General features: G+C 72.6%; 10 protein-coding genes. 6 read left to right on the forward strand and 4 right to left on the reverse strand.

Annotated features, from left to right (window positions below):
- Positions 1 to 167: 167 nt before the first annotated feature.
- Positions 168 to 845 carry a hypothetical protein gene (locus tag ABZS80_RS26560; protein WP_151465663.1) on the reverse strand — a complete coding sequence of 226 codons (678 nt, stop codon included), beginning with the start codon at positions 843 to 845 and terminating at the stop codon, positions 168 to 170.
- Positions 846 to 916: 71 nt separating this feature from the next.
- Here ABZS80_RS26560 and ABZS80_RS26565 point away from each other — a divergent pair, with 71 nt between their 5' ends.
- Genes ABZS80_RS26565 through ABZS80_RS26575 form a run of 3 tightly spaced genes read left to right on the forward strand, consistent with a single transcriptional unit; the run spans position 917 to position 5,255 of the window.
- Complete coding sequence (locus tag ABZS80_RS26565; protein ID WP_355059989.1) at positions 917 to 3,535, forward strand: valine--tRNA ligase; 2,619 nt, start codon at positions 917 to 919, stop codon at positions 3,533 to 3,535.
- Positions 3,532 to 4,866 carry a folylpolyglutamate synthase/dihydrofolate synthase family protein gene (locus tag ABZS80_RS26570; protein ID WP_355059991.1) on the forward strand — a complete coding sequence of 445 codons (1,335 nt, stop codon included), beginning with the start codon at positions 3,532 to 3,534 and terminating at the stop codon, positions 4,864 to 4,866. Before ABZS80_RS26565 ends, ABZS80_RS26570 begins: the two co-directional genes overlap by 4 nt.
- Positions 4,863 to 5,255: a DUF4233 domain-containing protein gene (locus ABZS80_RS26575; RefSeq protein ID WP_355059993.1), complete on the forward strand. Its 393-nt coding sequence runs from the start codon at positions 4,863 to 4,865 to the stop codon at positions 5,253 to 5,255. The genes ABZS80_RS26570 and ABZS80_RS26575 overlap by 4 nt, the downstream gene beginning before the upstream one ends.
- Before the next feature lie 10 nt (positions 5,256 to 5,265).
- On the opposite strand, the gene ABZS80_RS26580 is transcribed toward ABZS80_RS26575, so the two are convergent.
- Entirely contained in the window at positions 5,266 to 6,513 is a 1,248-nt protein-coding gene (locus tag ABZS80_RS26580) for a VOC family protein (protein WP_355059995.1), read from the reverse strand.
- 144 nt (positions 6,514 to 6,657) lie between these two features.
- Here ABZS80_RS26580 and ndk point away from each other — a divergent pair, with 144 nt between their 5' ends.
- Positions 6,658 to 7,083: a nucleoside-diphosphate kinase gene (ndk, locus tag ABZS80_RS26585; protein ID WP_151464897.1), complete on the forward strand. Its 426-nt coding sequence runs from the start codon at positions 6,658 to 6,660 to the stop codon at positions 7,081 to 7,083.
- Between the two features lie 56 nt (positions 7,084 to 7,139).
- Here ndk and sigJ read toward each other — a convergent pair whose 3' ends face one another.
- Both sigJ and ABZS80_RS26595 read right to left on the reverse strand, forming a co-directional pair.
- Positions 7,140 to 8,024, reverse strand: a complete 885-nt coding sequence (gene sigJ, locus ABZS80_RS26590) for an RNA polymerase sigma factor SigJ (RefSeq protein WP_355059998.1) — start codon at positions 8,022 to 8,024, stop codon at positions 7,140 to 7,142.
- Positions 8,021 to 8,461, reverse strand: a complete 441-nt coding sequence (locus tag ABZS80_RS26595) for a carboxymuconolactone decarboxylase family protein (protein WP_151464896.1) — start codon at positions 8,459 to 8,461, stop codon at positions 8,021 to 8,023. Before ABZS80_RS26595 ends, sigJ begins: the two co-directional genes overlap by 4 nt.
- A 383-nt stretch (positions 8,462 to 8,844) precedes the next feature.
- Between ABZS80_RS26595 and ileS the strand changes: the two genes are divergently transcribed.
- Positions 8,845 to 11,991: an isoleucine--tRNA ligase gene (ileS, locus tag ABZS80_RS26600; protein ID WP_355059999.1), complete on the forward strand. Its 3,147-nt coding sequence runs from the start codon at positions 8,845 to 8,847 to the stop codon at positions 11,989 to 11,991.
- 132 nt (positions 11,992 to 12,123) lie between these two features.
- A complete protein-coding gene (locus ABZS80_RS26605) occupies positions 12,124 to 12,825 on the forward strand; it encodes a lysophospholipid acyltransferase family protein (protein ID WP_355060001.1) in 702 nt (233 codons plus the stop codon).
- The last annotated feature ends 2 nt before the right edge of the window (positions 12,826 to 12,827 follow it).

Consider the following 12,827-nt stretch of genomic DNA (forward strand, 5'->3'; position numbering starts at 1 on the left):
AACATTCCGAACCCGGAAGCTAAGCCCTCCAGCGCCGATGGTACTGCACTCGGGAGGGTGTGGGAGAGTAGGACACCGCCGGACAATCTTCCAGTTAGGGCCACCCTTCGGGGTGGCCCTGACTGCGTTTCCCAGGCGTATTGCGGCACCCCGAGGGTGCCGGCCGTTCAGCGGGTCTGGATGCCCTCGCGGAGCCGGCGGAACAGCGCTGCCGAGTCGTCCACGGCCCGGCCCGGGAACATCCCCATCGCGACGCTGCCGTGGTCGGCCCAGCCGCAGACCGCGAAGTCGCCGCCGTCGCCGCTGGTCGTGCCGCACTTCATGACGCCGCCCAGGGCGCCGGCGTCCACCTTGCGCAGGCCGGTCACCTTGCCGGTCTCGTCGGCCATCAGCCCGAAGAGGCTGTCCAGATCCCGCTCCGGCTGCCACAGCAGGGTGGTGCCGCCGAAGAGCAGCACGGATTTCTTGGCGTCCGCCGGGTCGGTGTAGACCGTGCCGAAGCTCCGGTCCAGCTCGATGTCGGCGGCGAAACCGTCGCGCAGGTAGTCGGCGGTGCTGCGGGCCCGGTCGCTGTCGTCCCTGGACAGCCCGGCCACCGTGGCCGGGGTGCTCAGGTCGGTGTCCTTCTCCGCGAGCACCCGCCAGCCGCCGAGGCCGAGCGCCGCGGCGCCGGCCAGCCCGACCGCCAGCGCAGCCGCGAGCGCGATCTTCCGTCGCCGGGAGACGGGGCGTCGCTCGGGCTCCAGCGCCGGGTCGCGGCGGCTCAGCCGGATCGGCTCGTCGGTGAGGTCGACCGGCTCGGGACCGTCGTCGACCGGACGCTCGGTGAGGTGCGCGTCGGACATGTCCGCCACCGTACGCGAACTAACAGGTGGGGCACGTCGGGTCTCCGAAAGCGCTCCGTAGACTTTCAGGGGTGACCGACAGACTGGATGCCCGACGCCCCGACGCCCCGACCCTCGCCGGCCAGTACCAGCCCGGCGAGGTAGAGCAGCGACGGTACGAGCAGTGGGTAGCCGCCGGCCACTTCCGGGCATCGGCGGACAGCGACAAGCCGCCCTTCACCATCGTCATCCCGCCGCCGAACGTCACCGGCTCGCTGCACATGGGCCACGCGTTCGAGCACACCCTCATGGACGCGTTGAACCGCCGCAAGCGGATGCAGGGCTTCGAGGCGCTCTGGCTGCCCGGCATGGACCACGCCGGCATCGCCACCCAGAACCTGGTCGAGCGGCAGCTCGCCGGCGAGGGCCTGTCCCGGCACGACCTGGGCCGGGAGAAGTTCGTCGAGCGGGTCTGGCAGTGGAAGGCCGAGTCCGGCGGCGCCATCCTGGGCCAGATGCGCCGGCTCGGCGACGCGGTCGACTGGGACCGTGAGCGCTTCACCATGGACGAGGGCCTGTCCCGGGCCGTCCAGACCATGTTCAAGAAGCTCTTCGACGACGGGCTCATCTACCGGGCCAACCGGATCATCAACTGGTGCCCGCGCTGCCTCACGGCGCTCTCCGACATCGAGGTCGAGCACACCGACGACGAGGGCGAGCTCATCTCGATCCGCTACAGCGACGAGGTGGTGGTGGCCACCACCCGGGCCGAGACCATGCTCGGCGACACCGCGGTCGCGGTGCACCCGGAGGACGAGCGCTACCGGCACCTGATCGGCACTGAGGTGGACCTGCCGCTCACCGACCGGCGGATCCCGATCGTGGCCGACGAGCACGTCGACCCGAGCTTCGGCACCGGCATGGTGAAGGTGACCCCGGCGCACGACCCGAACGACTTCGAGATCGGCCAGCGGCACGACCTGCCGCAGCTGACGATCATGGACGAGCGGGGGATCATCACCGCGCCGGGCCCGTTCCAGGGCCTGGACCGTTACGAGGCCCGCCCGGCGATCGTGGCGGCGCTGCGTGAGCAGGGCCTGATCGTCGCCGAGAAGCGGCCGTACGTGCACGCCGTGGGGCACTGCTCCCGGTGCAAGACGACCGTCGAGCCGCGGCTGTCGCTGCAGTGGTTCGTCAACACCGCCCCGCTGGCCCAGGCCGCCGGCGACGCGGTCCGCGACGGCCGGGTGAAGATCGAGCCCGCCGAGCTGGCCAAGCGCTACTTCGCCTGGGTCGACAACATGCACGACTGGTGCATCTCCCGGCAGCTCTGGTGGGGTCACCGCATCCCGGTCTGGTACGGCCCGGCCGGCGAGATCGTCTGCGTCGGCCCCGACGAGGAGCCGCCGACCGGCGAGGGCTGGCGGCAGGACGAGGACGTCCTGGACACCTGGTTCTCCAGCGGCCTGTGGCCGTTCTCCACGCTCGGCTGGCCCGAGCGCACCCCGGACCTGGCGAAGTTCTACCCGACCAGCGTGCTGGTCACCGGCTACGACATCCTCTTCTTCTGGGTCGCCCGGATGATGATGTTCGGCCTCTACGCCATGGACGGCGTGCAGCCGTTCGACGTGGTCGCCCTGCACGGCATGGTGCGCGACGAGCACGGCAAGAAGATGTCGAAGTCGTTCGGCAACGTGGTCGACCCGCTGGACTGGATCGACCGGTTCGGCGCCGACGCCACCCGGTTCACCCTGGCCCGGGGCGCCAACCCCGGCCAGGACGTGCCGGTCAGCGAGGAGTGGTGCCAGGGCTCCCGCAACTTCTGCAACAAGCTGTGGAACGCCACCCGGTTCGCGCTGCTCAACGGCGCGCACACCGACGGGCCGCTGCCGGCCGCGACCGAGCTGTCGACCGTCGACCGGTGGATCCTGTCCCGGCTGGCGCACGTCACCGCCGAGGTGGACGAGCAGTTCGAGGCGTACGAGTTTGCGAAGGTCTGCGACCTGCTCTACCACTTCGCCTGGGACGACGTCTGCGACTGGTACGTGGAGCTGAGCAAGCCGGTGCTCGCCGAGGGCGGGGCGTCGGCCGACGCCACCCGCCGGGTGCTCGGGCACGTGCTGGACCAGTTGCTGCGGCTGCTGCACCCGGTGATCCCGTTCGTCACCGACGAGCTGTGGACCGCGCTGACCGGTGGCGAGACCGTGATGACCGCCGCGTGGCCGGCGGCCGACCGTACCCTCGTCGACGACCCGGCGGAGGTCGAGGTCGGCACCCTGCAGCGGGTGGTGACCGAGATCCGGCGGTTCCGGTCCGACCAGGGGCTGCGCCCGACGCAGCGGGTGGCCGCCCGGCTCGACGGCCTGACCGGCGCCGGCATCGCGGCGCACGAGCCGCTGGTGCGCTCGCTGGTCCGGCTCGACGCGCCGGGCGACGACTTCCAGGCCAGCGCGACCCTCGCCATGCCGGGCGAGGTGAGCGTGGCGCTGGACACCCGGGGTTCGATCGACGTGGCCGCCGAGCGGGCCCGACTGACCAAGGACCGGGCGGCCGCTGAGAAGGAGGCCGCGCAGGCGCGGGCGAAGCTCGACAACCCCGCGTTCGTCGGCAAGGCCCCCGAGCCCGTGGTCGCCAAGATCCGGGAGCGGCTCGCGGTGGCCGAGGCCGATCTCATCCGGATCGACGCCGCGCTGGAGGCGCTTCCCTCGTGACCGACCGCACCGAATTCGCCGAGGTGGAGGCCGCGCTGAACGCGCGCGGCTTCACCCGCATGCACTTCGAGCTGGAGAAGATCGAGAGCCTGCTCGACCTGCTCGGCAGCCCGCAGCGGGCGTACCCGTCGATCCACCTGACCGGAACCAACGGCAAGACGTCGACCGCCCGGATGATCGACGCGCTGCTGCGGGCGTTCGGGCTGCACACCGGCCGCTACACGAGCCCGCACCTGGAGACGGTCCGGGAGCGGATCAGCCTGGACGGCGAGCCGGTGAGCGAGGACCGGTTCGTGGCCATGTACCGGGAGGTGGCGCCCCTCGCCGAGCTGGTCGACCAGCGCTCCGCCGAACCGCTGACCTACTTCGACCTGACCACGGCGCTGGCCTTCGCCACCTTCGCCGACGCCCCGGTGGACGTCGCCGTGGTGGAGGTGGGCCTCGGCGGCGCCGAGGACGCCACCAACGTGATCCAGGCCGGCGTCGCGGTGATCACCCCGATCGGGCTGGACCACACCGAGTGGCTCGGCGACACCGTCGAGGACATCGCGCTGCACAAGGCGGGCATCATCCACTCCGGCGCCACGGTGATCGCGGCGGCGCAGGAGGAGGAGGCCGCCCGGCCCATCCTGGAACGCTGCGCCGAGGTCGGCGCCACCGTCGCGCGGGAGGGCGCCGAGTTCGGCGTGCTGCGCCGCACCGTCGCGGTCGGCGGCCAGGTGCTCACCATCCAGGGCCTCGGCGGGGTCTACGAGGAGATCTTCATCCCGCTGCACGGCGCGCACCAGGCGCAGAACGCCGCCGTGGCGCTCGCCGCGGTGGAGGCGTTCCTCGGCGCGGGCGCACGGCGGCAGCTCGACGTCGAGGCGGTCCGGGAGGGCTTCGCGGGGGCCAGCTCGCCGGGCCGGCTGGAGCGGGTCCGCACCGCCCCCACGATCCTGCTCGACGGCGCGCACAACCCGCACGGGATGGCCGCCACGGTCACCGCGGTCCAGGAGGAGTTCGCGTTCAGCAAGCTGGTCGGGGTGCTCGCCGTGCTCGGCGACAAGGACGCGGCCAGCCTGCTGGAGCTGCTCGAACCGGTGCTCGACTCGATCGTGGTCACCGTCAACAGCTCGCCCCGGGCCATGCCCGTCGACGAGCTGGCCGCGCTGGCCCGGGAGGTCTTCGGGCCGGACCGGGTGGAGGTGACCGAGGCGATGCCGGACGCCATCGAGGCGGCCGTCGCCGAGGCCGAGTCCGACGTGCCGGGCGAGCTGGCCGGGGTGGGTGTGCTGATCACCGGATCGGTGATGACCGTGGCCGACGCCCGCCGGCTGCTCAAGCGATGACCGGCCCGGTGGACGAGCGCCCGCCGGACGGGGCGGAGCAGCCGGGGTCGCGGCGCTCCGGGCTGCGCGACCCCGACAAGGCGGTCCGCGGTCTCGGTGCCGGCACCCTCGCGCTGGAGGCGCTGGTGCTGCTGCTGGCCATCCAGCCGATCCGGGTGGTCGGGGGAGACCTCAGCGGGGCGGCCGTCGCCGCCATCGTCGCGCTGGCGGTCGCCTGCGTGGTGCTGGCCGGCCTGATGAAGCGGGCCTGGGCCTGGAACGCCGGCACCGTGCTCCAGGCCCTGCTGCTGCTCGCCGGGCTGCTGCACTGGTCGCTGTTCGCGCTCGGCGTCATCTTCGCGCTCGTGTGGGCGTATGCCCTGCACGTGCGGCGGGTCATCCTCCGCTGAGCCGGCGGGGTCAGGCGTCGGCGAGGGTGCGCCACTGGGTGAGCGCCACGCCGTGCCCGTCCGGGTCGCGGAAGGCGGCCGCCCACACCTCCAGCTTGGTGCCCCGGTTGACCACCCGCGGGGCATACGTGAACCGGACGCCCGACCCGCGCAGCCGCTCGTAGGCCGACTGGATGTCGTCGACCTCGAGGTTGACGTGGACCAGCCGGCGGCTCATCGGTGCGGCCCCGGTCACCCGGCGCAGCACCAGGCGGGTCGGCCCGGAGGCGAGGACGGCGTTGCCCTCGCCCCGGTCCACCTCGGCGAAGCCGAGGTCCCGGTAGAAGTCCAGGGACCGGTCCAGGTCGGTGACGAGCAGGGTGATGCCGATGCCGCTGATCGGGCTCGCCGCCTCGGCCGGCTCGTCCTCGCCGGCCGGGCCGAAGATGGCCTCGTCCAGCTCCTCGGGGGTGGGCGGCGCGTCGCCGGCCGGCTCGTCCAACGGGACGTCGATCGGGTCCACCGGCACGGTGTCGAACCGCTCCTCGGCGGGCGGGCGGGGCGTCGGGGCCCGGCGGGGGAGCGGACCGGCCGTGGCCGGCTCGACCAGCTGCCCCTCCAGGACGACCCCGCCGCCGGGGCGCTGGTGCAGCACCACCGGCTCGCGGTCCTCGGGCAGCCCGGTGAGGTCGTCGAGGAGCGGGTCCGGCGCGGGCGGGAAGTCGTCGCGGAAGTCGTCCTCCGGAGCCCGGTCGGCCCACGGCGGGGCCTCCTGCCCGATCAGCACCTCGTCGACCGGGCCCGGGTCGGCGAACTCGGGCGGCAGGTCGGCCACCGCGGCGGCCGTCTCGGCGTGGGTGGGCACCTCGTCCCAGAGGACGCGGACGTGCCGCTGGTCGTCGAGGGCGACCCGGACGGGCAGCGCCTGACCCAGCGACGGCCACTTGGCGACCGGGACCCGCGGCTCGATGATCTTCTTGGACCGGGGCGGCAGGCCGGGGGCGTCGATCACCAGTTGCAGCTCACAGCGGCCGAAGGCGTACTGGGTGGGCGGCTCGGAGGCGCTGTGTACGTGGCCGAGCCCGACAACCCAGGTGCGGCCGCCGCCGCGGACCGTGGCCAGGGCGATCGCCAGCACCAGCAGGGCGACTCCGAGCGCCACGATCGCCCAGCTCGTCATGCCCAGCCCGAACAGGGTCACGAACGTGGCCAGGGTGCCCAGCACCGCGCCGATCAGCTTGCGTACCGGCGCGATGGGTCGGTTCCCGCCATTCGCCACAGTGGACCTCCCAGGGGTTCCAGGGCCAGGCTAGGCCGCCGCGGCGACCCAGGGAAGGAGCAGCCGCCGCGCCGGCGCCGGGGCCGGGTCGCTACGCTGACCGTACCCAGCCCGACCCGGTTCCGCGCACAGGAGGAAACCAGCGTGTCCAGCAGCAGCCCGGACGAGCGGACGCTCGTACTGATCAAGCCCGACGCGGTCCGCCGCGGTCTGGTCGGGGAGATCCTCGGCCGTTTCGAGCGCAAGGGCCTGCGGATCGACGCGCTGGTGGTCCGCGCCATGGACGGCGACTTCGCCGACCAGCACTACGCCGAGCACGTGGACAAGCCGTTCTACCCGCCGCTGAAGGCGTTCATGACCGGGGGCCCGCTGGCCGCCCTGGTGCTCTCCGGCGACCAGGTGATCGAGGTGGTCCGCGGGATGATCGGCAGCACCGACGGCCGCAAGGCCGCCGCCGGCACCATCCGCGGCGACCTGTCCCTCTCCAACCGGGAGAACCTGGTGCACGCCTCCGACTCGGTGGACAGCGCCAAGCGCGAGATCGCCCTCTGGTTCCCCGAGCTGAGCTGATCCGACCTCCGACGGCCCCGGTTCCCGCGCGTGCGGGCCGGGGCCGTCGTGCGTGCTCAGCCCGGCACGCCGGTCAGTTTGTCCGGATTGCCGATCAGGTAGACGCCGGTGATCCGGCCCTCGGCGGCGGCCACGGAGAGGATGTAGCGGGCGCCGGGCCAGGTCAGCACCAGCGCGGGCGCGCCGTTGAGCTCGACCGGGGTGGCCCGGACCTCGGGGTGGCGCTGGTGGTACAGGCCGGCGAAGAAGCGGGCGATCCGGTCCGGGCCGTGCACCGGGTTGCGGGCCGCCGAGACCCGGCCGCCGCCGTCGTTCCACGAGGTGGCGTCGGCCGCGACCAGGCCGGTCAGCCGGGCCAGGTCGCCGTCGCGCGCCGCGGCCAGGAAGGCGTCGAGCAGCCGGCGCTGCTCGGCCGGGCCGGCGGTGAACCGCGGCCGGCCGTCGGCGATCCGGGCCACCGCGCGGTGGTGCAGTTGCCGGCAGTCCGCCGCGGACCGGTCCAGCAGGTCACCGATCTCGGCGTACGGCAGGGCGAAGGCGGTGTGCAGCACGTACACCGCCCGCTCCGGCGGGGTGAGCCGTTCCAGCAGGTGCAGCAGCGCGGTGGAGAGCGTCTCCCGCTGCTCGACCGTGTCCAGCGGGCCGAACGGGGACGGGTCGGTCGGCACCGGCTCCGGCAACCACGGCCCGACGTACGTCTCCCGGGCGGCCTGCCGGGCCCGCAGCCGGTCCAGGGCCAGCCGGGTCACCACCCGGGACAGGTAGCGGCGCGGCTCGGCCACGCTGTCCCGGTCGACGTCCAGCCAGCGCAGGTACGCCTCCTGGAGCACGTCCTCGGCGTCGTGCAGGCTGCCCAGCAGGCGGTACGCCAGCCCGAGCAGCATCGGCCGGTGCGCCGTGAGCGCACCGGCCGCCTGCGCCGCCGCCGAGGGTGAGGTCACACCTCGACCGGCGGCTCGGTACGGGTGCTCACCGAGATCCGGTTCCACACGTTGATTGTGGCGATCGCGACCACCAGATCGGCCAGTTCCTTCTCCGACCAGACCTTCGCGGCGGCGTCCCACACGTCGTCCGGCACGCCGTGCTCGCCGAGCCGGGTCACCGCGTCGGTCAGCGCCAGCGCGGCCCGCTCCCGCTCGGTGAAGAAGGGCGCCTCCCGCCACGCCGCGACGGCGAACAGCCGCCGGCTCGACTCGCCCGCCCCGAGCGCGTCCCGGCTGTGCATGTCGACGCAGAACGAGCAGCCGTTCAACATCGACGCCCGCAGCTTGACCAGCTCCAGCACGGTGTGGTCCACGTTCTTCTGGACGTACTTCTCCAACCCGAGCACCGCCCGGTACGCCTCCGGCGCCACCGTCGCCGCGTCCATCCGGCTCATCGCCGCCTCCTTCAAGTCGTCGGTACGCCCACACGACGGATCGGGGCCGGGGCGATGTGACGGCGCGGCGGTGTGACGGTGGTCATGGGGTGGGCGGATAGTCCGGAGCGGGACGGGGGGGCGGGTCGAGTACGCTTGACGGCAGACAGGCGACGACCCGGCCATCACCGGTGAGCCTCCGGAAGAACGGCCGGGTGACCGGCTCAGTAGAACCGGACGGGACGGCCCGTCACAGCCGGCCAACGAGCGGGCGGTCGCACCTCGGACCGCCAAGCGGGGTGGTACCGCGGGCCTTGCCCCGGGCGCGCCGGCACGGCGTACCGGGAACGGGTTCGTCCTCGCAGACCCACGGACATGTGAGCTGCTGAGGAGAGCGACCCCCGATGGCCTATCCGTTGCACGACCCGACCGCCGCCGGCGTCCCGGCGAGCCCGGACCTGCCCGCGGTCGAGCGCCGGGTCCTGGAGCACTGGACGGCCGACAAGACCTTCGAGGTCAGCGTCGAGGCGCGTCCCACCGGCGAGGACGGGAAGAACGAGTTCGTCTTCTACGACGGCCCGCCCTTCGCCAACGGCCTGCCGCACTACGGCCACCTCTTCACCGGATACGTGAAGGATGTCGTGCCGCGCTACCAGACCATGCGCGGCCGGCACGTCGAGCGCCGGTTCGGCTGGGACTGCCACGGCCTGCCGGCCGAGGTGGTCGCCGAGAAGCAGCTCGGCATCACCACCAAGGCGGAGATCCTCGACCTCGGCGTGGCCCGGTTCAACGAGGCCTGCCGCACGTCGGTGCTGGAGTTCACCCAGGACTGGGAGCGGTACGTCACCCGGCAGGCCCGCTGGGTCGACTTCGCCAACGACTACAAGACGCTCGACCTGGACTACATGGAGAGCGTCATGTGGGCCTTCAAGACCCTGCACGACAAGGGTCTGGTCTACGAGGGCTTCCGGGTGCTGGCCTACTGCTGGCGGTGCGAGACCCCGCTGTCGAACACCGAGACCCGGATGGACGACGTCTACAAGGACCGGCACGACCCGACGCTGACCGTCTGGTTCGAGCTGACCGCCGACGACTCGGCCCCCGAGCTGGTGCGCGGCCCGGTGCGGCTCGGCGTCTGGACCACCACGCCGTGGACCCTGCCGTCGAACCTGGCGCTCGCCGTCGGCCCCGACATCGAGTACGCGGTGCTGGACCGCGACGGCGACCGCTACCTGGTCGGCGCCGCCCGGCTCGGCGCGTACGCCAAGGAGCTGGAGGGGTACGAGCAGGTCGGCACCGTGCTCGGCCGGGACCTGGTCGGGCGCCGCTACACGCCGCTCTACGACTTCCTCGTCGACCAGGCCGGCGAGAACGCCTACCAGGTGCTCGGCGCGGAGTTCGTCACCACCGAGGACGGCACCGGGATCGTCCACCTGGCTCCGGCCTTCGGTGAGGACGACCAGAACACCTGCAACGCGGCCGGCATCCCGACCATCGTCACGGTCGACGACCACACCCGGTTCACCGGGCTGGTGCCGCCGTACCAGGGCGAGCAGGTCTTCGACGTGAACAAGCCGGTGATCCGGGAGCTGAAGGAGCGGGGGGTGGTGCTCCGGCAGGACACCTACACCCACTCCTACCCGCACTGCTGGCGCTGCGACACCCCGCTCGTCTACAAGGCGGTCTCCTCCTGGTTCGTCGCGGTCACCCGGGTCAAGGACCGGATGGTCGAGCTGAACCAGCAGATCAACTGGACGCCGGCGCACATCAAGGACGGCTCGTTCGGCAAGTGGCTGGCCAACGCCCGCGACTGGTCGATCAGCCGGAATCGGTTCTGGGGCTCGCCGATCCCGGTGTGGAAGTCCGACGACCCGAACCACCCGCGCGTCGACGTGTACGGCTCGCTGGCCGACATCGAGCGGGACTTCGGCGTACGCCTGACCGACCTGCACCGGCCCGCGGTGGACGACCTGGTCCGCCCCAACCCGGACGACCCGACCGGGCAGTCGATGATGCGCCGGGTTCCCGAGGTGCTGGACTGCTGGTTCGAGTCCGGCTCGATGCCGTTCGCCCAGGTGCACTACCCGTTCGAGAACCGCGAGTGGTTCGAGCACCACTACCCGGGCGACTTCATCGTCGAGTACATCGGACAGACGCGCGGCTGGTTCTACACCATGCACGTGCTGGCCACCGCGCTGTTCGACCGGCCGGCGTTCCGCAACTGCCTCAGCCACGGCATCCTGCTCGGCTCCGACGGGCGCAAGATGTCCAAGAGCCTGCGCAACTACCCGGACGTCTACCACGTCTTCGACGCGTACGGGTCGGACGCCATGCGCTGGATGCTGATGTCCTCGCCGGTGCTGCGCGGCGGCGACATGGCGGTCACCGAGACGCTCATCCGGGACGCGGTGCGCCAGGTGCTGCTGCCGCTGTGGAACGTCTGGTACTTCTTCTCGCTCTACGCCAACGCGGACGGCTACACGGCGAAGCGCCGCACCGACTCGACGCACCTGCTCGACCGGTACGTGCTGGCGAAGACGAACGAGCTGGTGTCGACGGTCCAGGGTCAGCTCGACGCGTACGACATCTCGGGCGCCTGCGCCACCGTCCGGTCCTTCCTGGACGCGCTGACCAACTGGTACGTGCGCCGCTCCCGGGACCGGTTCTGGGCGGGCGACGCCGACGCGTTCGACACGCTGTGGACGGTGCTGGAGACGCTCTGCCGGGTGGTGGCGCCGCTCGCGCCGCTGACCGCGGAGGAGATCTGGCGCGGGCTCACCGGCGAGCGGTCGGTGCACCTGACCGACTTCCCGTCGGCGGAGGAGTTCCCGGCCGACCACGAGCTGGTGGCCGCCATGGACAACGTCCGGGCGGTCGCCTCGGCGGCGCTGTCGCTGCGCAAGGCAAAGGGGCTGCGGGTGCGGCTGCCGCTGTCGAAGCTGACCGTGGCCTCACCGGTCGCGGCCCAGCTGCGGCCCTTCGCCGACCTGGTTGCAGACGAGGTCAACGTGAAGGCGGTGGAGTTCACCGACGAGGTGTCCGCCTACTGCGAGCAGGTGCTGACCGTGGTGCCCCGGGCGCTCGGCCCGCGGGTCGGCAAGGCGGTCCAGCAGGTGATCAAGGCGGTCAAGGCGGGGGAGTGGGAGCTGCAGGACGGCGCCCCGGTCGCCGCCGGGGTCACCCTCGCCGAGGGCGAGTACGAGCTGCGCCTGGTCGCCGCCGACGCCGAGCACTCCGCGCCGCTGCCCGGCGGCGAGGGCGTGGTCGTGCTGGACACGGAGGTCACCCCCGAGCTGGCCGCCGAGGGGCTGGCCCGGGACGTGGTCCGGGTGGTCCAGCAGGCCCGCCGGGACGCCGACCTGGACGTCTCGGACCGGATCGTGGTGGCCGTCTCCGCCTCGGAGGAGGTCCGCGCGGCGGTCGCCGCGTACACCGACTTCGTGGCCCGGGAGGTGCTGGCCGACACGGTCGACTTCGCCGAGGGCGTCGACGGCTTCGCCGGCGAGGTCGGCGAGGGCGAGCGGGTGACGGTGGCGGTCCGGCGGGTATGAGGTTCTGATGGCGGGTCCGGCGGCGTCCGCGCCGCCGGACCAGCCTGCGGACGGCTGACCACCCGATCCGCCGGATGCCGACCCGTCCGCTACCGTGACAGCGCCTGCTCACGTACGACCGCCGGAGGACCCGTGCCCCTGCTCTACACCATCGGCAAGCTCACCGTGGCGCCCACGCTGCGGTTGGCCTTCCGTCCGCACGTGGAGGGGTTGGAGCACATCCCGGCGACCGGCGGGGCGATCTTCGCGGGCAACCACCTCTCCGTCGCCGACGAGCTGCTGCTCGGCACGGTGGTGCCCCGGCACCTGGCCTTCTGGGCCAAGTCGGAGTACTTCAACGGCACCGGCGTGAAGGGCGCGTTCTCGAAGTTCGTGCTCACCGGGCTGGGTGCCATCCCGGTCGAGCGGGCCGGTGGCCGTGCGGCGCTGTCCGCGTTCGACGCCGCCATCCCGGTGCTCAAGGCCGGCGACCTGGTGGCCGTCTACCCGGAGGGGACCCGCTCGCCCGACGGCCGGCTCTACCGGGGGCGGACCGGCGCGGCCCGGCTGGCCGTGGCGGCGGGCGTGCCGATCATCCCGGTGGGCGTGACCGGCACCGACAAGGCGCAGCCCATCGGCACGCGGGTGCCCCGGCCCGGCCGGGCGGAGATCACCATCCGGTTCGGCAAGCCGCTGGACTTCACCGGCCGGTCCGACGACCGCACGTCGCTGCGGGCGATGACCGACGAGATGATGGCCGAGATCCAGAAGCTCACCGGCCAGGAGTACGTGCCGCGCTACGCGCCGAAGCGCGCCGAGCCGCCGGCCGACCCGGCCGCCGACCCGACCGCCTGAGG

The sequence above is a fragment of the Micromonospora sp. NPDC005305 genome (assembly GCF_040607315.1).
Classification (GTDB): Bacteria; Actinomycetota; Actinomycetes; order Mycobacteriales; family Micromonosporaceae; genus Micromonospora.